Consider the following 23888-nt stretch of genomic DNA (forward strand, 5'->3'; position numbering starts at 1 on the left):
GATGCAGGGCCACGCTGCGCACCGTTGACCCGAGGCTGATCCTTGGGGATGCGTCGCGACATAGTAATATCTTACATTGAAGGTGCTACATATGGTATGACTGAGATCAGCGTGGAGTCAACCAGCTCACCGGTGAGGCGTTCGCCGATCGGCAAGGAAGAGGTGTGCACCTTTGGTCAAGAAGGCACAGGCCCGGCTCGTCGACGTCGCACCGGAGCTCCACGAGTTCCTTCTGAACGGAACGCTCCCCCCGCCGCGGTTCCCCGCGTCCGCCATCACGTGCGAGACGGTCCAGGTCCCGATGCGGGACGGGGTGCGACTCGCGACCGACGTCTACCTTCCGCCGGTCCACCGAGCGCCGGTCCTGGTCAGCCGCGGCCCGATTCCCCGAGATGTCGAGGCGTTCGGCGTGACAGCGGCGTTGATGGCATTCGCGCGGCGCGGCTACGCCGTGGTGTCGCAGGACTGCCGAGGAACCGGCGAGAGCGAGCCTGCCGACTGGGACTACCTGGTGCACGAGCGGGAAGACGGCCCGGACCTCATTGACTGGATCTGCGAGCAGGAGTGGTACGGCGGGTTCATCGCGTCGTGCGGCGGGTCCTACACCGGTCTCACGCAGTGGTGCATGTCGGCGAACCCGGCGATGTCGGCGATCGCGCCGGCGGTCAGCGGACTCGGGATCGCCGTCAACACCGTGCATCTGTACATGTTCGTCAACTCTTATGCGCGGGTCGTCGGCAACGGCGCGGACAAGGTGCCCGTCTCGCTCTTCGACATGGAGCGGGTGTTCGAGCAGGAGACGCTGGCAGGCGGCTACTTCAACGAGCCGTTGCAACTGCCGCTGCCGGAGTGGCTGGTGCAGGAGTACCCCGTCGTCACAGAAATGCATCCGGCCGAGGCACGACAGTGGTTGTGGGAGCGGTACTGCGATCTTTCCAGCGCGCGACGCGCCGAGTTCGTTCGTCGAGCGAAGGGCGTCGACCACGTGACGATGACAGACATGGAGGCCATGTCCGACATCTTCGGCCACCGCATCTCTCACGCCAGGCACATCATGCCGCACGCCGACCCCGCGGAGATGTGCCGGCTCGTCACCGCTCCGCCGCTGATGCTCACCGGGTGGTACGACTGGGGCGTCAACGACGCCCTCGCCACGTTCCGGATGCTGCGCCGCGAAGGACGCCCCGAGGTCGCCGACGGCGCGCGCATCATCATCACCCCGAGGGCGCACAACCGGCCTGGATACCGGCTGGGCACCGACGAGCATCCCGAGCTGGTGCGTCCGTCGAACATGCTGGACCAGGTCGGCTTCCTCGACCACTGGTTCACCTCCGTACGCAACGGCACGACGGAGTCCTGGCCGAGGGTGACCTACTACCTGATGGGCGCCAACGAGTGGCGGACGGCATCCGACTGGCCGGTGCCCGAGGCGACGGAACGTGCCTTCTATCTCGGCGGTGAAGGGGTGCTCTCGACGAGCCCGCCGGCTGCGGACGCCGAGCCGGACGTCTACGCCTACGATCCCGAGGATCCGACGCCTACCGTCGCCGGGAGTTTCGTCTCCTTCCACTACACCCCGGGCAGCGGGGATGTGAGCGAGGTCCAGCGACGCGGTGACGTGCTGGTGTACACGACACCGCCGCTCGATGAGGATCTCGACGTCGTCGGCCCGCTCGTCATGGTCCTCTACGCCGGCTCCAGCGCGGTGGACACCGACTTCAACGTCCGCCTCAGCGACGTCTGGCCGGACGGCCGCGCGTTCCACGTCCAGAGCGGGATGCTCCGCGCCCGCCACCGCACCGGCGACGGCGCACCCGAGCTGCTCGAGCCCGGGAAGATCCATCGACTCGAGGTGGACATGTGGGCGACGGCGATGAGGTTCAGGACCGGGCACCGGCTCCGCGTCGACATCTCCTCCGCCGACTTCCCCCGCTTCGACAGGAACACCAACCTGGGCGGCGAACCCGGCGCCCCGGTCGTCGCCACCCAGACGATCTACCGTGACCGAGACCATCCGTCCCACCTTGTCGTCCCTGTCGTCGACACCTCGGCGACGGAGGAATGAGCCGCAGATGGACACCGCGCGCCTGCACGCCGACGCCCAGGTCGTCGACGCGCACAACGACCTGATCCTCCTCGTGGACCACATGGACAAGCGGGGAAAGACCGACCATTTCGCTGAGTTCTGGCTACCCGAGTTGCGGGCCGGCGGAGTCGACGTCCAGGTGCTGCCCATCTGGATCGACGAGGACCACCAGTCCGAAGGAGCCCTGCGCCGTACGTTGCTCCTCGCCGAGCGGATCCACGAGCTGGCCGTCCAGTACCCGGATGACGTGGCGATCTGTTCGACGGCGGCGGACATCGACGCGGCGAACCAGAGCGGAAGGATCGCGCTCGTCATGGCCATCGAGGGGGCACATGGCATCGGCCAGGACCCGAAGCTGATCAGGACCCTGTTCAGGGCCGGCGTGCGCGTCGCATCGATAGCGCACTACGGCCGCACCTTCCTCGCCGACGGCAGCGGCCTGGACGACACGGCCCGGGGCGGCCTCACCCCGCAGGGCATCGAGGTGTTCACCGAGATGGAGCGCCTCGGCATGGTCTTCGACCTCAGCCATCTCGGCGTCACCGGTGTGGAGGACGTGCTGAACCTTGCCAGCCGGCCGCTTCTCGCCACCCACTCGACCTGCCTCGTCATCACCGACAACCATCGCAGCCTCGGCGACGACCAGATCAGACGGATCGCCGCACTGGGCGGGGTCGTCGGCATCGCGGCCGCGATCCCCTGGTTCGTCGACCCGCACAACCCTACGGCCGACCGCGTCGTCGACCACATCGAGCACGTCGTGGACATCGCCGGCATCGACCACGTCGGGCTCGGCCCCGACATCATCGACGACTACTTCCAGGAGGTCTGGGGCGGCTGGCCGGCGCACGCCGGAGATCCCAGCGGCAACGCCGGGGCCATCGGCCCGTACGAACCCGCGGAGATCAAACGGCCGTCGGACCTCGTGAAGGTCACCGACGCGATGGTACGGAGAGGTTTCGGCGAGCAGGACGTCAAGAAAGTCCTCGGCGACAACGTGATGCGCGTCTTCCGCGAGGTCATGGGCGTCCCGTCGCAGCGGGAACGGTCGTCGTCGTGATAGCCGGGACCGACCTGCGGCGCCGGCTCGAGACGCTGCGACGCGGGCACGGCGTGCCCGGCTTCGTCGTCGGTGCTTACCATGCCGGTCGCACTTCGGTCGCCGCCTGCGGCGTCGCGAACCTCGACACGCAGGCCGAGATGACTCCCGACACTGCGTTCCTTACCGGATCCGTCACAAAAGTGTGGACGACCGCCCTGGTCATGACATTTGTCGAAGAGGGCAAGATCGACCTTGACCAGCGGATCGTGGACTACGCGCCGGACGTTCAGTTCGGCGCGGACAAGGCGGCGGCCGGGGCGATAACCGTCCGGCAACTGCTCAACCATTCCAGCGGTACTGACGCGGGCGACTATCTCGTCGACACCGGCCCGTACCCGGACGGGGTGGACCGTTACGTCGACCTGCTGCGTCACGTCGGAAAGCTGCACGAACCAGGCGCCACCGCCTCCTACAACAACGCCGGCTGGTTCGTCGTCGAGGTGATCCTCAAGCGCCTGACCGGCAAGAACTTTCTCCAGCTGCTCCAGGAACGGGTGATCGACCGACTCCAGCTCGAACGAACCAGCGCGGACGCCAGGCACGCCGACATGCGTCACACCGCCATCGGCCACTTCCCCGCGGCGCAGGGGCACGTGCCGACCACGCGGTTCCTGTTGCCGGAGACGCTGGCCGCGGCGGGATCGACTCTGATCACGACGGTCGGCGACACGCTCCGTTTCCTGCGCGCGTTCCTCGACCCTCCGGACCTCATGGATCAGTTCCTCGCGCCGGCGTCCGTCGCGGCCATGCGCACACCGACGGTCGCGGAACCGCCCGGGCCCGAGACCGGCTACTGCCTGGGCTGGCGCTACACCGCACGCGAGGGCGGACCGGTGTACTCCCACGGCGGCGGCTCCAACGGAGGCACAGCGTTCGCCGTGCTCTCCCCGCGCGACCACCTGGCGTACATCGCCTTCGCCAACTCGAACGCGTCAGCCGCTCTCCACGCGGATGCGCTCGACCTGTTCCTCCCTCCCGAACGATCCCCGCTGCGCGTCCCGCACCAGAACCACGACGCGGAAGCCCTTGAGCTCAGCCGGTGCGCCGGAACCTACCTGCGTAAGAGCAGACGGCTCACCGTCACGCCGCACGGCGAGAGGCTGCGCGTGAGGGTCGAACCCGTCCTCGAGGACCTCCAAGGAGCCGAGATCTACGAGAAGGGAGCCGCCACGGAGTTCGACGCCGTCCCGGACGGCCCGCGTTCGGCCGTCGCCGACATGGCCGGCCTCTTCGACGGCCGAACCCGCCTGCACTTCTCCCAGGCGGATCACACCGGTCGCTACCAGCTCGTCTACCTGGATGGCCGCCTCGCGCGCCGGGTAGAGCCCGCAATTTCTGGAATGGATGAGGATGACTGAACACGTGCACCAGGGTGAGCCGCCTCGAGCCGAGACTCCGCCGCAGTTGACCTCGGTTACCCGCCTGCACCTCGGGCTGCGGGTGCCCATGCGCGACGGCGTCGAACTGGCGCTGGACCTCCGGCGGCCCGACCTGCCAGGTCCTTTGCCCGTCATCCTGATGCGTACGCCCTACGACAAGGTCGGCGGTCACCGGGCCGAGCTGTACGAACGATTCGCACAGGCGGGCTACATCATCGCGTTCTCCGACTGCCGCGGCCGGTTCAACTCCGACGGGGTGTTCCAGCCGTACGCCGACGAGGCCAACGACGGCTACGACACGGTGGAATGGATCGCCGCGCAGGAGTGGTGCGACGGCAACATCGGGATGATCGGCGGTTCGTACGCTGGTCAGACGCAGTGGTTCGCGGCCTCCCGCCGCCCGCCGCATCTGAAGGCGATCGTGCCGATGTGCTCGCCACCAGGCTCACCGTGGCGAAACGAGCCGATCCTCGGCGGCTGCTTCATGTTGGGCATGGCCGAGTGGGCCGTCGCCATGGGCGCACGCTCCTGGCAGACAGCCGATCCGGGAAGCGTGCTCACGGGGCCGCAGCCGTACTTCGACACCCTGCCGCTGGCCGCTGTGCCCGACAGCACCGGGGAGAGCCCGCCCTGGTGGCGCGAGATGACCGAGCACCCCACCTTCGATGACTATTGGCGCCGGCGTTCGTACGACAACCATGCCGAGATGGACGTCGCGTCCTTGAACGTCACGGGATGGTGGGACCTGAACCTCCCGGGTGCCCCGTCCAACTACCAGGCCATGCGAAACAGCCGGGCGAAGTCCAGGCAGAAGCTGGTCATCGGCCCGTGGCCGCACTGGATCAACACCCAACGGGAGCTCAACGAGGTCGACTTCGGCGAGAGCGCGATCATCGAGCTCAACGACTACGTCCTGCGCTTCTTCGACCGTTGGCTGAAAGGCGTGCCCAACGGGATCGACGAAGAAAAGCCGGTTCACATCTTCGTCGTCGGCGCGAACGAGTGGTGGGCGGAAGACGACTGGCCGCTGCCTGACGCGGAGGACGTGCCGCTCTACCTCCACTCCGGCGGGCAGGCGAACACCCTCGACGGCGACGGCATCCTGACCCTGGAACCCCCGAGCATGGAGGAACCTCCCGACAGTTATCGGTATGACCCGGCCGACTGCGGTGCCCGCCCGTGGAGCCTGCACGACGGTCCGATCGACGACCGTCCCGGCTCGAAGCGCAGCGACTGCCTGTGTTACACGAGCGAGCCGCTGACCGAGCCGCTGGACGTCGTCGGCTGGATCACCTGCCGGCTCTACGCCTCCTCATCAGCCCTCGACACCGACTGGCACCTGCGGCTCACCGATGTGCACCCGGACGGTACCGCGCGTTTCCTGTGCCGCGGTGCGCTGCGCGCCCGGTTCCGTCACTCATTCGAGCATCCCGAGCCGCTCGAGCCCGGCATCCCCACGCTCTACGAGATCGGCATGGACGCCTGCGGCGTCCGCTTCCTCCCCGGTCACCGCATCCGGGTCGAAATCAGCAGCTCGGGCTTCAGCCGGTACGACCGCAACACCAACTCGGGCGCGAGCAACTTCTTCACCGACGACACCGTCGTCGTCGCGGAGCAGCGCGTGTACCACAGCCCGGACCTGGCCAGCCGCATTCTGCTGCCCGTCGTGCGGCGCCACGCCGGCCAGGCGAACGTTTGATCCCCAAGGAGCGAAGGCGAGCATGACCCCTGCCAACGAGACCACGGCCAAGCGCCCCGTTGTCGCCGACGACCTGCTGAAGCTGCGCTTCCTGATGGGCGCCGACCTCGCGCCCGACGGCCGGACCGTGGTGTACGCGCTCTCCAGGGCCGACACCGAGTCGAACACCGACCACACCGACCTCTACCTCCTTGACCGCCGGAGCAGGGCGTGCCGACGCCTCACGTACGCGGACACCGTGCACGTCGCGCCGGTGTTCTCCCCGGACGGACGGTGGATCGCCTTCCTCTCCGCCCGTGGCGGGGCCCCGCAGATCTTCGTGATGCCGGCGGACGGCGGCGAGGCGCGACAGCTCACCTCGCTCCCGCGTGGCGTCAGCGGCGGGCCTGCCTGGTCCCCTGACGGCACGCACATCGCGTTCGCCGCGGGACCGCAGGGCGAGCCGCGCGACCCGGCCAAGCCGTACCGGGTCACACGTGCCGTGTGGCGGGTGGACGGCATCGGCGTTCTCGACGACGCTGGAACCGACATCTACGTGGTCGAGGTCGCCGGCGGTGAGCCACAGCGGCTCACCGACGACGCGGCGCTGAACTTCGAACCGGTGTGGACGTCCGACGGCACGAGCATCGCCTACCTCGCCTCCCACGACCCCGGCGCCGCCCCGATGACGATGCACCTGCGCATGGTCGGCCTGGACGGCGGCGTCAGCGAACTCGCACACGCCGGCCTGCTCTCCAGCCATACCGCGTGTCCCGACGGACGGATCGCCTACCTCATCGGGTACGAGCCGGGCCAGCTCCCGGGCACCAAGGCGGAGCTGCGGGTGGCCGATCCGCGCACCGGCGCGCATGACCCGCGCACGACCGGGCTCGACGCCGGTGTCGGCGGCATCTTCCAGCCGGACATGCCGGCCGTGCAGATGTCGCTGGGACGACTGGTCGTGTCCGACGACGGCGCCCACGCCTACACGATGGTGCAGCGTGGCGGGGAGGGGGAGATCGTCAAGGTCGCGTTGTCCGGTCCGGAGTCGTACGAGCCGGTGGTGGCGGGCGAACGCGTCTGCGCGCCCGCGTGCCTGCGCGGCGACACGTTGTTGTTCGCCGGTTTCGGCATGACGGAACCCGGCGACCTGTACACGTTCGACGTCGCGGCTCGACATGAAGAACGGCTGACCGAGCTCAACGCCGCACTGCTGGCGGAACTCGATCTGCCGTCCGCCCGGCGGCTGGAGTTCGTGAGCGGCGACGGCGCCACCGTGGAGGGATGGTTCCTGGCGCCTCCCGACGGCGGCGCCGCTCCGTACCCCACGTTGCTCGGCATCCACGGGGGTCCTCACACCGGCTGGGGTCACACCTTCAACTTCGACTTTCTGATGCTCGCCGGCGCCGGCTTCGGAGTTCTGTTCGTCAACCAGCGCGGCTCGACCGGGTACGGCGACGACTTCGCGACGACGATCAACAACGACTACGGCAACCTCGACTACACGGACCTGATGAAGGGTGTCGACCACGCCGTCGAGCTGGGAGTCGCCGACCCCGACCGGCTCGGAGTGTTCGGCATCTCGTGCGGCGGTTTCCTCACCGGATGGATCATCGGGCACACCGACAGGTTCAAGGCCGCCTGCCCCGAAAACCCGTTCTTCAACTGGTTCAGCATGTACGGCACGAGCGATACCGGCCTCTGGCAAGGGCCGACCGTGATGGGCGGCGCACCGCACGAACGCCGCGACGACTACGAACGGTGTTCACCGATCACCTACGCCCACCGCTGCACGACACCCACCCTGTTCCTGCAACACGAGGCCGACCATCGGTGTCCACCGGAACAGACCGAGCAGTACTACGCCATCCTCAAGGCGAACGGAGTGCCGGCCGAGATGCTGCGATTCCCCGGCACCTCCCATCACGGCTCCCTCGTCGGGCCCCCATCCCACCGTCTGGCTCAGAACGAGGCCCTGCTGGATTGGATGATCCGATACGTCTAGTCCACCGTTGCCCGGACTTACTTGAGCAAGGTGACATTAACTCGGCCAAGTAATAGAGGGTTCGTGGCAGAGCGCCTGGTTGGTTGGTGCGCCAGGGAGCTTGATCTGAGAGACAGGTCGGCGCGAGCGACTCCATCGCCCGGCCGATCATCCTCATGAACGGAACCGGACCGTAGATCAGATCTGCGCGGCCTTCTCCGAGATCCCGGCGGCGTCGACGTGGCAAGCGTCGACGCCGTCATCGACGAGTTGATCGCCGGCGACGGCCCGAGCATCCGGGCCGGCTGATCAACGACAGGAGCAATGTGCCGAAAAGAACGAGCCTGCTCGCCACCGCTCTCGTGGCGATGGCGAGCTTGTCGACCGCGCCGATGGCCGGGGTGGGCAACGCGGCCGTAGCCGGAGAGGGCGTCACGGATGCCGTCGGCAAACGTGGCATCGCGTGGGGCCCGTGTGAGGACGAGCCCACTGTCGAGTGCGGCAAGCTGGCCGTCCCGATCGACTGGTCGAAGCCGGACGGACCCACCGTCGACCTGGCCCTGGCCCGGCGCAGAACCACCGACCCCTCCGCGCGGATCGGATCCCTGCTGACCAACCCAGGCGGCCCCGGCAACTCCGGCGTGAACGACATCCTTCGCCCTTCGGGGTTCAGCGAGGAGGTGCAACGGCGCTTCGACATCGTCAGCTACGACCCCCGGGGCGTCGGCCGCAGCGGAGCGGCGACCTGCTCGGCGTCGGTGTACAACAAGATCCCGTACGAGGTCATGACCAGCCAGGCCGACTACGACAAGTGGACGGCCTTCAACAAGAAGCTGCGCGCGGACTGCCGCAAGCTCACCGGCCCGTTGTACGACCACATCGACTCGGCCAACGTGGCGCGTGACATGGACGCCATCCGCGCCGCGCTCGGCGACGACAAGCTGACCTCCTACGGCGTCTCCTACGGCACGCTGGCCCAGCAGATGTACGCGGAGCTGTTCCCGAACATCATGAACGAGGGGCCGGACTGGGCGCTGGAGGCCAAGGTGCTGCGCGCCCTCGACGGCGGCCCGGTGCCCGACGACATGCCGGACCCTCCCGGCAACGGACCCGCCAGCGGTGAACACGCCGAGTTCCCCACCGCGATCCTCTGCGAGGACTACAACCTCAAACTGCGCAACTACAAGGCGTACGCCGACGTGATGCGCGCCGCCAACAAGGGCAGCGCCTCGCTGCTGGTCGGCGCCTCCCGGCACGACCCCTCCACGCCGTACGCGTGGTCGGCCACCGTGGCCCGCCAGCTCGGCCCCAAGGCCACGCTGCTCAGCTACGAGGGCTGGGGCCACGGCATCTGCGGCATGACCGACTGCACCAAGGCGGCGATGGACAAGTACCTGATCTCCCTGCAGGTACCCGCCAAGGGCACCCGCTGCCCGGGGGAAGAGCCCCAGGGCTGAGGCCGACCGAGGCGGGAGGGCGTGCAACAGGGCAGACCATTGATCTTCTTACTTAGCCAAGGTAGAGTTAACTTGGCCAAGTAAATTTGGCCACAGCGATCTCGGGCGCGAATCGGAGAGTCGCAAGAGGCCATGGAAAGAAGGAGTCTGCCTTGAACAACCACCCGCACGCTGAAGAGGTCGAGCAGGGTTCGGTGGGCGAGAAGAAGAAGATCTCCCTCCAGATCCGGCGCCTGGAGAAGATCGAAACCACCAGCGACCGCTCGCTCGACAGCTGATTGTTTGATTTCCGGCCGGCCAGGCCACGCCTGGCCGGCCTCTTCTCATAACGACGCCAAGCTGGAAGGTACGGATGCAACTCCCCCAAATCAAGCGTGTTCATCGGCCTCTGTCGTTGCCCGGGAACCGCATCGTCATCGGCTTGACGCAACAGGGAGTGTCATCCGAAATTCAGGACGGCGAGGACGGCGCCATCGCCCGGCTGATCGTCCTGATGAACGGAACCAGGACCGTCGACCAGATCTGCGCCGCCTTCGCCGAGACCCATGGCGACGTCGATGAGGAGAGCGTCCGCGCCGTCATCGACGACCTGATCGCCGGCGGCTTCGTCGAGGACGCCGGCGCCCCGGCCCCGGGCAACCTCACCCCGCGTGAGATCGAGCGCTACGAGCCGTCCCGCAACTTCTTCGCCTGGATCGACACCGTCCCGCGCAGTTCGCCCTATGAGGCGCAGTCCAGGATCAAGGATGCCAAGGTGGGTCTGCTCGGCCTCGGCGGCACCGGTTCGGCCGTGGCGGCGGGGCTGGTGTCCGGCGGGATCGGGGCGCTTCATGTCGCCGACTTCGACGTCGTGGAGGAGCCCAACCTCACCCGGCAACTCCTCTACACCGAGGCCGACCTCGGCCGTCCCAAGGTCGAATCGGCCGTGGAGCGGTTGCGCCTGATGAACGGCTTCGTCGAGGTGACCGGCAGCACGTTCAAGGCGGGCGGCGCCGACGACATCGCCTCCCTCATGGACGACTGCGACGTGTTCGTCCTCTGCGCGGACGAGCCTCAGCCGGACATCGTGTTCTGGACGAACGAGGCGGCGCTGCGCACCCGGACGCCGTGGTTCGCCAGTTTCTACACAGGGCCGATGGCAGTGGTCGCCTCCATGATCCCTGGTGAGACCGGCTGCTGGGCGTGCCTGCGCCGGCAGCAGGACCAGCACGAGATCAAGGCGCACGGAAGCCCGCTCACCGAAGGGCGACCCAATGCCGTGAACGCGGCCAGCGCCAACATCAGCGGCCATCTCTGCGCACTGGACGTCCTCTACCATCTCGGTGACATGGCCCCCCAGGTCCGCGGGCGGATGTACCACTGGAACGTCGCCCTGTGGGACCACTTCTACTTCATCGACATCCCGCGTGACGACGACTGTCCCACCTGCGGCTCCACGGTTTCGTGAGCGTCGTCACCGCCGAGAGCCACGTCCGGTTCCATCGGCTGCTCATCCGGCCGCACGACGACGACCCGGTCATCACCGTCGTCGGCAGACCGGAGATCGGGGAGTTCGTCGAGCTCCCGGCCGCGTACGGTGAGGCGATCTCGCTCATGGCCGACGGCATGTCCGTCGGCGCCACCCGGCGGCGGATAGCCGACGTCCACGACGCGGAGGTCGACCTCGCCGAGCTCGTGGAGGCCCTTTCCGAGCTCGGATTCGTCGCCTCCATCGACGGGACCCCGCTCCCGGACGCCGCCGCGAGCACGCCGCGCGGCCATTTCCGCCGGCTGTCGGAGCATCATGTGGCCTGGCTCTTCAGCATGCCGATGAAGGCGCTGTGGCTCGTCGTCGTGGCCGCGGCCCTGCTCACCCTCACCGTGCGCAACGATCTGATCCCGACATACTCGGACTTCTTCTGGTCCGACTATGTCGGCCTCACGGTGCTGGTCAACACGGCCATGATGTCGGCCTCCATCAGCGTGCACGAGTTGATGCACCTCACCGCGGCCCGGTCACTCGGAGCCCCGGGCCGCATCGGCTTCGGTACCCGCCTGCACAATCTCGTCGTGCAGACGGACGTCACGGGGGTGTGGGGGCTGCCCCGGCGCTCCCGCTACCGCGTCTACCTGGCCGGGCTCGCCTGGGACATCATGGTGATGGCGTCCCTGATCCTGGTGATCGCCCACGTCCCGCTGGCCGACCGCGCGCAGGCGATCCTTCAGGCGCTCGTTCTCTCCGTCCTCATGGCGATCCCGTTCCAGTTCCAGGTCTACATGCGCACGGACCTCTACTACGTCCTGCGCGAGGTGCTGCGGGCACGCAATCTTTTCGAAGACGGGATCGCCTACGCGAAGTACCTCAGAACGCGGGGCCTGGACGCCCTGCTGCGCCGACCTTCGGCGATCACCGACCCGACGGCTGGGCTGGCTCCTCATGCGCGACGTGCCACACGGATCTACTCCGTCTTCCTGGTGATCGGGGCGAGCATCACCCTGGCCGCGTTCGCGCTGTTCACCGCCCCCATCGTGATCGGCGCCCTGGTGCGGGCCGTGCAGGGCATCGGCGGCGGATCCGCCCTCATGGCCCTGGACTCCGGCCTCTTCATCCTCGTCGAGGGCGGCATTCAGGTCCTGTTCATCGTGACCTTCGTCCGTACGCACCCCCACTGGTTCCGCCGGAGGAGCAGGGCGACGACGGGGCGGCGGCGGGAAAAGCCGTTGCCGCCCGCCGAGCGGCGCTGACAGGATCCGGGCCATGCCCTCCCTGTCCGCGCTTGACGGCGCCACACTCACCTATCACGTCCACGGTGCCGGCTCGCCGCTGATCTGCCTGCCCGGAGGGCCCATGCTGCCCTCGTCCTGCCTCGGTGAGCTCGGCGGCCTGTCCTCCCGCACGCGCCTCATCATGCTGGACCCGCGGGGCACCGGCGGCTCGGCGACGCCCGCGGACACCTCCGCCTACCGGTGCGACCGCCTCGTCGACGACGTGGAGGCCCTCCGCCTGCACCTCGGGCTCGACCGGATCGACCTGCTCGGCCACTCCGCCGGAGCCAACCTCGCCGTCCAGTACGCGGCCCGGCACCCCGAGCACACCGGCCGGCTCGTGCTGGTCACGCCCAGCACGCGGGCGGTCGGCATCGAGATCGCCGGAGAGTGGCGGCTGGAGACGGCGCGGCTCCGGGCCGGCGAACCCTGGTTCTCCCGGGCGTACGCGGGGCTGCGGGCGGCCACGACGGGCACGGCCACGCCGGACGACTGGGAGGCCGTCACGCCGCTGACCTACGGCCGGTGGGACGCCGCCGCCCAGGCCCACCACGCCTCCGACGAGGAGCAGCGCAACGAGGAGGCGGCGGCCGCGTTCGGCGCCGAGGGGGCGTTCGACCCCGCCGCCACCCGTACGGCGCTGGCCGCCTTCGGCGGTCCCGTCCTGCTGCTCGCGGGCGAGGTGGACGTGGCCGCGCCGCTGCCCGCCATGACGGAGTACGCCGCCCTGTTCCGCGACGCCACGCTCACGGTCCAGCCCGGCGCCGGTCACTTCCCGTGGCTCGACGACGCCTCGCGTTTCGTGAGCACCGTCGCCACCTTCCTCACCTGACGCCTTCACGACCGGCATCCGCCGATCCCCACCACCGCCCACACCCCGCGCCCGCCCTTTTCCTCCGATGGAGCGTGATGGCGGGGGATATGCCCTGACTGAGCCACCAACAATGCGACAAGCACGGGTGTAGCCTGCTGATCAAGGGCCTGCCGTCTGGTCGAGGCGCGGATGCCGACTCGTGTCGCCGGGAACCGACGCGGGTCCGCCGTCCGATGGGACGTCTTCGCCCGTGGCCGGACCACCCTGGACGCTCTCGAACGCCTCATCGGCGGGCTCGGAACCGGAATCCTGGCGCTGGTCTCGCTCATGTTGCTGGCCGCCACCGCGCTCATGTCCCTGGTCGGCGTGGGGCTGCTCATGGCGCCCGCCGCGCTCGCCGACCGTACCGTGCGCAGGGAGCTCGCGTGGGTGGCCACGCACGCCTCCTTCGGGCTGTTCCTCGGCATACTCAGCACGACCCTGCCCGTCAAGGCGGTGCAGGACGTCACGTTCTGTGCGTGGTGGCGGCTGGTGCCGCCGGGAGAGGCGTCCGACGCCGGCCTGGGGCTCTGGACCGTGGACGACGGGACGAGCGCCCTCGCCATCGCCCTGGTGGCCCCGGTGTGGATCGCACTCACCATGATCTTCTCTCCGCTGATGGCGTGGTTGCAGGCCTGGCCGGGACGCCGCCTCCTGGCCCTCGACGCCGACCTCAGCGTGCGCGTGGCGCAACTGACCGCCACCCGTTCGGCCGCGCTGGACGCGCACGCCACCGAGCTGCGGCGCATCGAACGCTCGCTGCACGACGGCACGTGGTGGCCGAGGCGCTCACCAACATCGCCAAGCACAGCGGGGCGCGGCAGGCGTACGTCCGGGTGCGCCACCACGACGACCGGCTGCACGTCGAGGTGACCGACGACGGCAAGGGCGGGGCCGACGAGAACAGCGGGTCCGGGATCGGCGGCATCCGCCGCCGTACCGAAGCGCACGGCGGCACGTTCGCGCTCGACAGCCCATCGGGCGAGCCCACCACCCTCCGGGTCGCCCTGCCCTGCGGGCCCTGAGTTGCGGCCCTGAGCCTCTCCCCTGAGCCGTGGGCCGGTCAGCCGCGCAGTCGTTTGCCGATGGCGCGTCTTACGGAGCCCGCCAGGGTGGTACGCGTGGCGCGCTGGGTCTTCTGGGCCGTGTAGAGCTCGCGGCGCAACGTACCGACCTCGCGGCGCAGTTCCACGGTGCTCTTGCGCCAGCGCGCCGCCTCGTCCCGCCACTTGGTGACCTGCGCGCGCAGCCGTTCGGACTCCTTCGCCAGGCGGGCCACCTCGGCCTTGGCCGCGATCCTGGCCTTGTACGCGCTGCGCCGCCCGACCGGCTGGGCCGGCTCGCGGGTGAAGGCGTGCTGGTCGCCGTCGACCCGCTGGACGCCCGCGACGGCCGCCACGGCGTCGTCGAGCGGCTCGCCGGGCCGGGCGACGAGCCGGGCACGGGCGAACGCGGACACGCGCTCCAGCCTGGCCACCTCCGAGCCCGCTGGGCCGGCCGGCTCGTCCGAGTCCGCTGGGCCGGCCGGCTCGTCGAGCGCCACCTCGATCAGGCCGAGCCCCTCGGTCCTGGCCAGGTCGAGCAGCACCGCCAGGCTGTCCTCGCCGGGCGTCCAGCCCGCGGGCAGGCGGAACACGAACGGGACCCGCGGGTCGACCTCTTCCTCGGTCGCCAGGCGCACCCGGCTCTCGTGCTCGTAGTGGCCGTGGACCAGCACCAGGTCGAGGTCGGGGTCGTTGAGCGGGGCGCGGCGGTCGCGGTCGAGCGTGTCCCACGGGCCGACCACGACGACGGACAGGTCCACCACGGTCGACGCGAGCAGCGCGTCCACGCCGGCGCGGACGGCTTCGTACCCGGCCGTGCCGTCGACGACGGCGGTCACGTAGGGCACCTGCCACTCCCGCGTGGGGTGCGTGCGCAGCCACTGGTAGGCCGGGATGCGGTCGGCGACGAACGCGTGGCTGACCCGGTCGATGCTCTTCTGCTGCCGCATCCGCATGGTCGGCCCGAGGTGGTAGGCGCGGGCCCGCGGCTCGGGGACGAACACCGCTCCCGCCTGGTGGAGGCGGTAGCCCATCTCGGTGTCCTGGCCGACGATCAGGTCGTCGTCCATGGGCCCGGCCGCCTGGACGAGGCGGGCGTTGACCGAGGTGGCGCCGCCGACGTGCAGGCTGAACGGGCGCGGCGAGTTGGTGGTCAGGCCGTCGGTGCGCTCCACCAGGTCGACGAGCCAGGCGTGCGGCGCGGCCGGCTCGAACGCCGCCTCCAGGTCGTCGGGCAGCACCTCGGGCAGCGTTGCCTCGGTGAACCTGATGTAGCTGGTCACCGAGAGGTAGGGGGCGGTGTGGTGCCAGCGCATGTGGGCCTCGATCGCGCCCGGCGTCAGCACCACGTCGGAGTCGAGCCAGAAGATCACGTCGCCGGTGGCCTCGGCGAGCCCCGCGTTGCGGGCGCAGGCCCGGCCCGGCTTGTCACAGACGGTCAGGCGGGCCGCCGTGCCTCCGGGCAGGCGCAGCGGGGGCGAGGTGCCGTTGTCGACGACGATGATCTCCGTCAGCGCGGCCGGGTACGTCTGCCGCGCCAGCCCCTGTAACACCAGGTCGAGCTTGTCCTGGGCGCCGTAGGCCGGGATGACCACGCTGACCCGCAACTCGGGGGTGAACTGCTCGGGCGGCTGCAGAACGCGGTAGTCGTTGCCGCGCACGCGCCGCGCACCACCGTCCGGCACCAGATCTTCCGGAGGGTGCGGGAGGCCGGGACGATCGTCGGACATGCGCCTGGTGCTCCTCTGACAGTCGGCTCGGGGTGGCGGACGGCGCTTTACATTACGCCACCTTCCTGGGGAAACCCATCGGTCAGGATGCTTTTGCACCGCATCGCCCCAGGTCGTCCCTAGCAGCAAGCTCACAGGAACCCCGCTCCCGGCGGAGCGCCGTCAGGCGTCACCGCTTCGCCGCGTCACGGATCTCACGGCCTCTTCGGTACGCCCGATCACGGCGCTCCCGTCGTCGGCCGTGATGATCGGCCGCTGGATCAGGACGGGGTTCGCGGCCAGCGCGCCGATCCAGCGGTCACGGTCGCCGGGCTCGCGCGGCCATGAGGCCATGCCGAGCCGGTCGGCGACGGGCTCGCCCGTGCGGGTGATGTCCCACGGTTCGAGGCCGAGCCTGGCCAGCACCTCGCGGATCTCGCTCTCCGTCGGCGGATCGTCGAGATAGCGGCGCACGGTGTACGAGGCGGCCTCGGCGTCCAGGATCGACAGCGCCGAGCGGCACTTGGAACAGCCGGGATTGATCCAGATCTCCATGACCCCGATGATCCCGCATCAGCCGCCCGCCGTTCAGCGGCGGGGCACAGGAAGCAGGGCGAGGTGCTCGCTGGTCACCAGGTCGAACCTCAGGGCCAGCGAGACCAGCGCGTGGCGCTGCCAGTCGGCCTTGCCGTCGCCGCCCTGCGGGCTCTTGACGTGCAGTTTCTTCTCAGCGAGATAGCCGATGTGAAAGCCGATGGCGGTGCGGCTCAAGCCCAGGTCGGGGAGCCGTTCGGCGATCTCGGGGATGGTCGGGATGCGCGAGGTCGACGGGTCGCGCAGGCGCGGCTCGCACAACGCCACCAGGATGCGGAAGTATTTGGCGTTCTGGTCGAGGGGGTAGGCCACCTGCGTGGCCGCGCCGCCGTCGGCGCCTCCCGGCGGCACGTGCACGTGCTGCGGCGCGAAGACCAGGAACGACACCGTGCCGTCGACGGCGGGCAGGCTCACCCGGGAGAACTCGAACGAGATCGGCGCCCCCACGCGTCCCGGCTGCACCTTCACGAACTCCCCGCCGCCCTCGGGGTTCTCCACGACGTACGTCTTCGACGTGCTGAGGTTGGACAGCAGCCAGTAGTCTCCCACCGCGACGATCTTGCCGGCGCGGCGGGAGACCGCGGGGTCGTCCAGCACGATGTCCACTGGCGAGCCCGGGGTGCCGCGCCCGAAGAACGCCTGCTCGCCCGGCCCGAGCTCCAGAGAGTACGGCCGGTCGTCGGTCGGCGTGGCCGCCATCTGGATCAGGATCGTGCTGTGCATCGGAGGGACCTTACTCGGGATCCAATAGGGGTGTCGAGGTCACATCACTCAGGCAACGGCTTGCCGCCGGGGCCCCGGCAGGTGCGCAGGCCGGCGTCGGGCTCGTCGTTTCCGCCCCCGCGGAAATAGACCTCGTTCACGTAGCCCCACTGGTCGTTGTCGGCCATGGTGGCCGCCCACCAGTAGTTGTGGTAGCGGCCGAGCCCGTAGCGGGCGCCGACCTTCTCGCACAGGTACCAGTCGTTGCCCGCCGGGTTGATGTACCCGACGATCGTGCCCTTCTTCGCCGACTTGTAGACCGGGATGCTCCCGCTCGGCGACCAGTCAGGGCAGTTCTGGACCTGGTAGGTGCCGTGTTTGTACGCCTTGCCGCACGGCTGGCCGTCCCCGGCGGCCTGCGCGGCGGGTGCGACGGTGGCCAGGAGACCAAGGGTGAAGGCCCCCGCGATCGCGGCCCGTCGAACAATCATGGTGCATTCCTCCCCGTTTCGGTGTTGCAACCTGATCCTGGACGCCACCTGGGATCGGGTAAACCTGTCAGCTGCGAGGTGACATGGACGAACCCCGTGCCCATCGGCCATGATGAGCCGAATGACGGCGCCATCCCACGCAGGTCGCTACCGGATCGAGCAGCTCATCGGCGTCGGGGGGTTCGCCTCCGTGCATCTGGCGCACGACGACGAGTTGCGCTCGCCCGTGGCGGTCAAGATCCTGGCGGACAACTGGGCCCGCAAGACCGACGTGCGCGAGCGCTTCCTGCAGGAGGCGCGCCTGCTGCGCAGGGCCGACTCCCACCTGCTGGTGCAGGTCTTCGACATCGGCGAACTCGACGACGGCCGCCCCTACTTCGTGATGACCTACGCCGACGGCGGCACCCTGGCGGAGCGCCTGGCCAGCCGCCCGCTCTCCGTCGACGAGACGCTCGGCGTGATGCGGGACATCTGCCAGGGTGTGGCCGTGCTCCACAGCATCGGGGTCGTCCACCGCGATCTGAAGCCGTCGAACGTGCTGTTCTGCTCCCGTCCCGAGGGCGGCGAGCGGGTGATGGTGGCCGATCTCGGCATCGCGCGGTCGACCGACCATCTGAGCGGGTTGACGCTGCCCGCGGGATCGCCCGGTTACCAGGCCCCCGAGCAGCTCTACTTCGACGGTGCTCCGGACGCGCGCGCCGACGTGCACGGACTGGGCGCGCTGGCGTACCACATGCTCACCGGGAAGGTGCCCGCCAAGCCGGAGCTCCGGGTGCCGCCCGGCCAGCTGAACCCCGAGGTGCCGGAGGTGGTCGACGTCGCGGTGATGCGGGCTCTGGACCCCGACCGGGAGGTCCGCTGGCCTGACGCCGCCGCGTTCGGTGCGGCCCTGAGGTCGTCCACCGTTCCCGATCTCGCTCCCATGCCCGGCGCACCGGGTGACGACGGCGAACCGCCCGAGGAGGAGCCGCACGAGAGTCCGCGGCGGCCGGGGCGGCGTACGGCGATCGTCGTCGGCACCGGAGTCGTCGTCGTGGCCGCCGCGACCGTGACGGCCGTGGCGCTGACCGCGTCACCGCCCGTCGATCCGCCGCCCGAGTCGAGCCCGACGGCCGGCTCGCCTGCCGCGTCGTCCACAGCGTCGTCCACCGGCGACGCGACCGGCGGCTACCTGCGCGCCGGCTCCGACATCCCCGACGAATACCGCGGGCTGATCGTGCAGGCCGGCACCTACTGCGACTTGCCCGGCCTGAGCCCGGCGCTGATCGCCGCGATGCTCAAGGCGGAGTCCGGCTTCGACCCCGACCTCTCCGACAAGGCCAACGACGAGTACGGCATCGCCCGGTGGACCCCCGAGGTGTTGTGGCACTGGCAGCCGGGCGGCCTCCAGCGTCCCGAGCCGTCGCCGCCGTTCAGCCCCGAGCTGTCGATCGTCTCCATGGGGCGATTCATGTGCCGGCTCGGCCCTCAGGTCGCGAAGATCCCAGGCGATCCCGCGCTGAAGCTCGCCGCCCTCTACCGCAGCGGCGTAGCCCCGCTGAAGCAGGCGAACGGCGTGCCGGCGAAGTGGCGCGACTACACCACCAAGGTGGCCCGCTACATGCGCGACTACCAGCCCGCCTGACGCCCCACCCGGCCAGGGCGGCCACGCCAGGCCTGACACTCCACCCGGCCGGGGCGCGCACCCGCTCGCGGTCAGGGCGGGGCGGCGGGCTGCGGCGTTCCGGCGTGGGCGCCCGGCGGTGCGGCCGGCGGTGCGGCCGGCGGTGCGGCCGGCTGGCCGGTGGCCGTGCCGGGCCCGCCGATCCGGGACGGCGGCGGGGCCTGGCGAGGGCCCGCGGTGAGGATGACCAGCACGCACAGCCCGACCAGCACGACCACGGTGAGGAACACGCACACGACCTCGCACGCGGACACCTGGCAGGCGAACCGCTGCGGGCCCAGGCCGCACGGCGACGCGTTGAGCGCGTCGATGCGGTGCGCGAATGGAGGGTCCTCCCGGCGGAGCTCCTGCTCCATCTCGGCCAGGGCCCTTCGTTCCCAGTCCGACAGGCTCATGGTCGGCTACGGGGTCGGCGGCTGGTCGCCGGGCGTGAAGCTGGTCACATCGTTCTCCCTCGTCCTGCCGGGGGGGAACGGTCCTTAGCGCCGCCCCTGCCGGGGCGATGCTGGTCAGCCGCCGCGCTCCTACCCGAGGCGTTCGCCGCGAATCGCCCGTTACCGTTACCAGCCAGATCTCTTGCCATGTTTACGCCCGAGGGGCCAGGGCATGCCCGTGTTCGCCCGGCCCTGAGATCGCTGCCGGCTTCGTCCCGGCGGAAAGGAGTGGCGTGACTGTCCCGCACCGGCCACGCGAGGAATATCGCGGGCACACCGCCTGCACGCCTCCGCCCACCGGCCAGCTCTTCGAGATCGTCGTCCTGGACACCACGGGAGACGACGGGCGCGCGCGGTGGAACACGGTCGGCTGGGGGGTCGACCGGGCCGACGCCGACGCGATCGCCAGGACGTACGTGACCCGGCAGCTCTGCCCGTACGAGGCGGTCCAGATCCGGCACAACGGGCGGCTGCTCGCCGAGCACCGGCGTCCACTCGAGGAGGCGGCCCACCGCGAGCGGTGACGCACGGTCTCGTGGCCGTTCCGTCATGTAGTGCCGCCATATCAATCTGCGCATGCCTTGAGCGACATGGATGTCGCCATGCGTACCTCCAATCGGCAGATTCCGGTTTTCGGGAGGTACGTAATGCACCGCAGAGTCGCCCTGCTCTCCGCCGCCGCGGTCGTGGCCGGCGTCCTGGCGCCCGCGGGAGCCGCGCAGGCCGGCGCCCTGAGCGGCCCTGACCGCGACGGGCCCGTCAGGTGGTCGGCCACGGACTCGTGGTCGGAACGCAGGACCGTCTCGCAGTACTGGACCCGGCAGCGCATGCTGGCGGCGCAGCCGCTGTCGTCGCCCGCGCCGCGGCGCAGCGCCCGGTCGGAGCAGCCCTCCCGGGGCAACCCGTGGTCGGCCCGCGGCACCTCGGCCACCAGCGGCAACCGCGGTTCGTGGACCACGCGCGGCTCCTCCACCACCCCGTCCCGTGACACGGGCGCCACCTCGGCCGTCAGACGGCAGGCCGCGGTGGCGAACAGCCCCGGCCTGCGGTGGACCGACGCGGGCGCGGTGGTGCGCACCACCGGCCGGGTCTTCTTCACCACCGCCGACGGCCAGAACTCTTCCTGCTCCGGCACGGCCGTGACCAGCGCGAACGAGAGCGTGGTGATGACCGCGGGGCACTGCGTGAAGCTGAACGGCCAGTTCCACCGCAACTGGGCGTTCGTCCCGGCCTTCGATGAGGGGCAGCGGCCGTTCGGCACCTGGGTGGCCAGCAGGTTGCTGACCACCCAGCAGTGGAACGCGCGCGAGGACATCAATTTCGACGTCGGCGCCGCCGTGGTCGCGCCGCTGCAGAACCGGACGCTGACCGACGTCGTGGGCGGGCAGGGGGTGGCGTTCAACCAGCCGAGGATCCGGCAGATGTTCTCGTTCGGCTATCCGGCCGCGGAGCCGTTCGACGGCTCCGAGCTGATCTACTGCAGCGGGCGGTCGTTCAACGACACCGTCCAGACGCGCGACCTGGGGCTGCGCTGCAACATGACCGGGGGCGCCAGCGGCGGCCCGTGGTTCCAGGGGTTCGACGAGTCCACAGGGCTGGGCTGGCTGAACTCCGTCAACAGCTTCAAGTACAACTTCGCCCCGGACTTCATGTTCGGCCCGTTCTTCGGCGACGAGGCGATGGCCGTCTACCGCGCCGCCCAGAGCACCAACGCGCTCTGAAGGGTGTTCCCGGCCTGGATCCGCTCCGGATCCGGGCCGGGAGCGGCATGAGTAGATCTTTTTTCCTCATCTTCATACACGGAACAGGGGTGTTTATACTCCTGTAATGCGTTTCGTCCTTTTTGTCATGATTTTCGCTGCCCTGATCATGAGCCCCTCCGCGCCGGCAGCAGCCATCACCAACGGTGTCGCCGACGGAAACGCACACCCCGAAGTGGGCGCGCTCGTCGCGAAGAAGGCGCACCCCGACGGCTCATGGGCCTACTGCACCGGCACGCTCATCGCGCCCACCGTCTTCCTCACCGCCGCCCACTGCGGGGAGCGCGGGCAGAAGACCGCCAGGGTCACCTTCGCCGACCGTTACCGGCCCGGGACCACGTACTACACCGGGCGCTATGTGCCGGATCCCCGCTTCAAGGACGAATCAGCTCTGCACGACATGGCCGTGGTCCTCTTCGACAAGCCCATCCCAGGCATCAAACCCGCCCAGCTCCCCCGCAAGGGGATGCTCGACGAGCTCGAAGCCGAGGGCAAGCTGCAGAAGTCGGCCTTCACCCCCGTCGGCTACGGCTCGCTGAACCCCGTAAAGAAGAAGAAGGACGGCCCGCGGTTCCACTACCCGGACACCCGCAACCAGGCCACCATCTCCTTCAAGAACCTCTCGCGCCGGTGGCTCGACCTGTCGCTGAAGGCCGAAGGCGACGGCAGCACGTGCTTCGGTGACTCCGGCGGCCCGAACTTCCTCGGCGGCCCCGAGTCGCACCTCCTCGTCGCCACCTCGATCAGCGGAGCCGACGACGCCTGCCGGGGCACCAACTACGACTACCGCCTGGACACCCCCACGGCCCGGAGCTTCCTCGACGAGTACGTCACCCTCCCCTAACGGCTTCCCCCAGCCCCGCCAGGACCCTGCGCTGGTACGACGTGACCGCCACACGGGCCGCGTGATCGCGGCGCGCGTGACCGTCGGCGAACGATCGCACCATCCGGGGTCTTGGGCGGGTTCAGTGTCGAATGACGCCTTCTTTACACCCCGCCCTACCTGATTGCGCTAACTTGAGTAAGAAATGATCTACCCGTGGAGGTCGGGGAAATGGTGGAGCAGGGGCGTAGCGGACCGGCGGGCATCGACGTCACCAGGCCGAGCGTCGCCCGGATGTACGACTACTACCTCGGAGGAAAGGACAACTTCGAGATCGACCGGGAGGCCGTGCGGCAGGTCGAGAAGGCGATGCCCGAGATCCGCCAGCTCGCCCAGGAGAACCGCGCGTTCCTGCGCCGCGCCGTTCGCTACATGGCCCGCAACGGCATCCGGCAGTTCATCGACATCGGCTCCGGCCTGCCGACCGTGGGCAACACCCACCAGATCGCCCAGGAGATCGCCCCCGACTCCCGCGTGGTCTACGTCGACAACGACCCGGTGGTGCTGCAGCACGGCCGCGCGATCCTGGCGACCGACGACAACACCAGCGTGGCCGCCGCCGACATGCGCCGCCCCGCCGACGTGCTCGGCCACCCCGAGACGGTCAAGCTCATCGACTTCAACGAGCCGGTCGGCGTCCTCATGATCGCCATGGTGCACTTCCTGACCCTGGACGAACGCGGCCCGATCATGCGCCAGCTGCACGACGCCCTGCCGGCCGGCAGCCACCTCACGGCCACCCATGTCACCACCGACACCCACTCGCCGGAGGCGGTCGCCCAGATCGAGGCCGTCTACGCCAGGACGCCGACGCCGATCTTCTTCCGCGGTCGCGGGGAGATCGCCCGCTTCTTCGACGGCTTCGACCTGGTCGAGCCCGGGCTGGTGACCATCGACAACTGGCACCCGGACCCCTCCGACCCGGCCCCGCAGGCCACGAAGTGGCTCTACGGCGGCGTCGGCCGCAAGGCCTGACGGGCCCCCGCACGACCTCCAGCCCGCACGTGAGCCATGTGGAGCTCGGCGACGAAGGTTGACGCATGTCTGTGCCCCTTTATCAGGCCAAGGCGGAGTTCTTCCGTACGCTCGGCCATCCCGTACGCATCCGGGTGCTGGATCGCGCCGGATCCTCACCGACGTGATCGTCGGGCAGGACGAGCTGCTGGCCGAGCTCCGGAACGCCGAGACCAGGCGCCCGCCCTCCGGATGACCTGCGAGGTGCCCCTTCGACCGGCAGGGACCAGGACTTTCCGCTGGTCGACCCTGTCGTGCGGGGAACGACCGGTAATTCCACTCTTTGCGGGAGTTTGTTGACTAAGGTCTGC

General features: G+C 69.5%; 22 protein-coding genes and 1 pseudogene. 18 read left to right on the forward strand and 5 right to left on the reverse strand.

All coding sequences use genetic code 11. The features are described 5' to 3' along the window. Window positions 1–172 precede the first annotated feature (172 nt). From ABGB01_RS13485 to ABGB01_RS13540, 12 genes are all read left to right on the forward strand, one after another. Complete coding sequence (locus ABGB01_RS13485; RefSeq protein ID WP_347773612.1) at window positions 173–2065, forward strand: CocE/NonD family hydrolase; 1893 nt, start codon at window positions 173–175, stop codon at window positions 2063–2065. A 7-nt stretch (window positions 2066–2072) separates the two neighbouring features. Continuing rightward, window positions 2073–3146 carry a membrane dipeptidase gene (locus ABGB01_RS13490; RefSeq protein WP_347773613.1) on the forward strand — a complete coding sequence of 358 codons (1074 nt, stop codon included), beginning with the start codon at window positions 2073–2075 and terminating at the stop codon, window positions 3144–3146. Further along, on the forward strand, window positions 3143–4546 hold the full coding sequence (locus ABGB01_RS13495) for a serine hydrolase domain-containing protein (protein ID WP_347773614.1): 1404 nt from the start codon (window positions 3143–3145) through the stop codon (window positions 4544–4546). Before ABGB01_RS13490 ends, ABGB01_RS13495 begins: the two co-directional genes overlap by 4 nt. Continuing rightward, window positions 4539–6266, forward strand: coding sequence for a CocE/NonD family hydrolase (locus tag ABGB01_RS13500; protein WP_347773615.1), 1728 nt, complete (start codon window positions 4539–4541; stop codon window positions 6264–6266). The genes ABGB01_RS13495 and ABGB01_RS13500 overlap by 8 nt, the downstream gene beginning before the upstream one ends. Before the next feature lie 22 nt (window positions 6267–6288). After that, on the forward strand, window positions 6289–8250 hold the full coding sequence (locus ABGB01_RS13505) for a S9 family peptidase (RefSeq protein ID WP_347773616.1): 1962 nt from the start codon (window positions 6289–6291) through the stop codon (window positions 8248–8250). Window positions 8251–8555: 305 nt separating this feature from the next. Further along, window positions 8556–9686, forward strand: a complete 1131-nt coding sequence (locus tag ABGB01_RS13510) for an alpha/beta fold hydrolase (protein ID WP_347773617.1) — start codon at window positions 8556–8558, stop codon at window positions 9684–9686. Window positions 9687–9838: 152 nt separating this feature from the next. Beyond that, window positions 9839–9964: a hypothetical protein gene (locus ABGB01_RS13515; RefSeq protein ID WP_269128690.1), complete on the forward strand. Its 126-nt coding sequence runs from the start codon at window positions 9839–9841 to the stop codon at window positions 9962–9964. A 158-nt stretch (window positions 9965–10122) separates the two neighbouring features. Then, window positions 10123–11133: a ThiF family adenylyltransferase gene (locus tag ABGB01_RS13520; protein ID WP_347773618.1), complete on the forward strand. Its 1011-nt coding sequence runs from the start codon at window positions 10123–10125 to the stop codon at window positions 11131–11133. Next, window positions 11130–12410: a hypothetical protein gene (locus ABGB01_RS13525; protein ID WP_347773619.1), complete on the forward strand. Its 1281-nt coding sequence runs from the start codon at window positions 11130–11132 to the stop codon at window positions 12408–12410. Before ABGB01_RS13520 ends, ABGB01_RS13525 begins: the two co-directional genes overlap by 4 nt. Window positions 12411–12423: 13 nt before the next feature. Further along, window positions 12424–13263: an alpha/beta hydrolase gene (locus ABGB01_RS13530; RefSeq protein ID WP_347773620.1), complete on the forward strand. Its 840-nt coding sequence runs from the start codon at window positions 12424–12426 to the stop codon at window positions 13261–13263. A 171-nt stretch (window positions 13264–13434) separates the two neighbouring features. Then, window positions 13435–14157, forward strand: coding sequence for a sensor domain-containing protein (locus tag ABGB01_RS13535; RefSeq protein ID WP_347773621.1), 723 nt, complete (start codon window positions 13435–13437; stop codon window positions 14155–14157). Continuing rightward, on the forward strand, window positions 14061–14309 hold the full coding sequence (locus tag ABGB01_RS13540) for an ATP-binding protein (protein ID WP_347773622.1): 249 nt from the start codon (window positions 14061–14063) through the stop codon (window positions 14307–14309). The genes ABGB01_RS13535 and ABGB01_RS13540 overlap by 97 nt, the downstream gene beginning before the upstream one ends. A 38-nt stretch (window positions 14310–14347) precedes the next feature. On the opposite strand, the gene ABGB01_RS13545 is transcribed toward ABGB01_RS13540, so the two are convergent. The 4 genes from ABGB01_RS13545 to ABGB01_RS13560 form a co-directional block, all read right to left on the reverse strand. Continuing rightward, on the reverse strand, window positions 14348–16057 hold the full coding sequence (locus tag ABGB01_RS13545) for a glycosyltransferase (RefSeq protein WP_347773623.1): 1710 nt from the start codon (window positions 16055–16057) through the stop codon (window positions 14348–14350). Window positions 16058–16219: 162 nt separating this feature from the next. Beyond that, window positions 16220–16591: an arsenate reductase family protein gene (locus ABGB01_RS13550; RefSeq protein WP_347773624.1), complete on the reverse strand. Its 372-nt coding sequence runs from the start codon at window positions 16589–16591 to the stop codon at window positions 16220–16222. 33 nt (window positions 16592–16624) lie between these two features. Then, window positions 16625–17353 (reverse strand): FHA domain-containing protein, encoded by a 729-nt coding sequence (locus ABGB01_RS13555; RefSeq protein ID WP_347619813.1) that lies wholly within the window; start codon window positions 17351–17353, stop codon window positions 16625–16627. A 44-nt stretch (window positions 17354–17397) separates the two neighbouring features. Next, on the reverse strand, window positions 17398–17823 hold the full coding sequence (locus ABGB01_RS13560) for a hypothetical protein (RefSeq protein WP_347773625.1): 426 nt from the start codon (window positions 17821–17823) through the stop codon (window positions 17398–17400). A 121-nt stretch (window positions 17824–17944) separates the two neighbouring features. On the opposite strand from ABGB01_RS13560, the gene ABGB01_RS13565 reads away from it, so the two are divergent. Further along, window positions 17945–19447: a serine/threonine-protein kinase gene (locus ABGB01_RS13565; protein ID WP_347773626.1), complete on the forward strand. Its 1503-nt coding sequence runs from the start codon at window positions 17945–17947 to the stop codon at window positions 19445–19447. 71 nt (window positions 19448–19518) lie between these two features. On the opposite strand, the gene ABGB01_RS13570 is transcribed toward ABGB01_RS13565, so the two are convergent. Next, a complete protein-coding gene (locus tag ABGB01_RS13570; RefSeq protein WP_347773627.1) occupies window positions 19519–19881 on the reverse strand; it encodes a DUF3040 domain-containing protein in 363 nt (120 codons plus the stop codon). A gap of 272 nt (window positions 19882–20153) precedes the next feature. On the opposite strand from ABGB01_RS13570, the gene ABGB01_RS13575 reads away from it, so the two are divergent. From ABGB01_RS13575 to ABGB01_RS13595, 5 genes and pseudogenes are all read left to right on the forward strand, one after another. Next, on the forward strand, window positions 20154–20444 hold the full coding sequence (locus ABGB01_RS13575) for a hypothetical protein (RefSeq protein WP_347773628.1): 291 nt from the start codon (window positions 20154–20156) through the stop codon (window positions 20442–20444). Window positions 20445–20567: 123 nt separating this feature from the next. After that, window positions 20568–21641 (forward strand): peptidase, encoded by a 1074-nt coding sequence (locus ABGB01_RS13580; RefSeq protein WP_347773629.1) that lies wholly within the window; start codon window positions 20568–20570, stop codon window positions 21639–21641. Window positions 21642–21768: 127 nt separating this feature from the next. Next, window positions 21769–22524 (forward strand): trypsin-like serine protease, encoded by a 756-nt coding sequence (locus tag ABGB01_RS13585; RefSeq protein ID WP_347773630.1) that lies wholly within the window; start codon window positions 21769–21771, stop codon window positions 22522–22524. Between the two features lie 195 nt (window positions 22525–22719). Continuing rightward, the gene (locus tag ABGB01_RS13590; RefSeq protein ID WP_347773631.1) at window positions 22720–23538 is read left to right on the forward strand and encodes an SAM-dependent methyltransferase; all 819 of its coding nucleotides are present in this window, start codon (window positions 22720–22722) and stop codon (window positions 23536–23538) included. Window positions 23539–23603: 65 nt separating this feature from the next. Further along, window positions 23604–23681: pseudogene (locus ABGB01_RS13595) on the forward strand (transcriptional regulator); the annotation flags it as partial. Window positions 23682–23888: the final 207 nt, after the last annotated feature.

The sequence above is a fragment of the Nonomuraea sp. B5E05 genome (assembly GCF_039880665.1).
Classification (GTDB): domain Bacteria; phylum Actinomycetota; class Actinomycetes; order Streptosporangiales; family Streptosporangiaceae; genus Nonomuraea.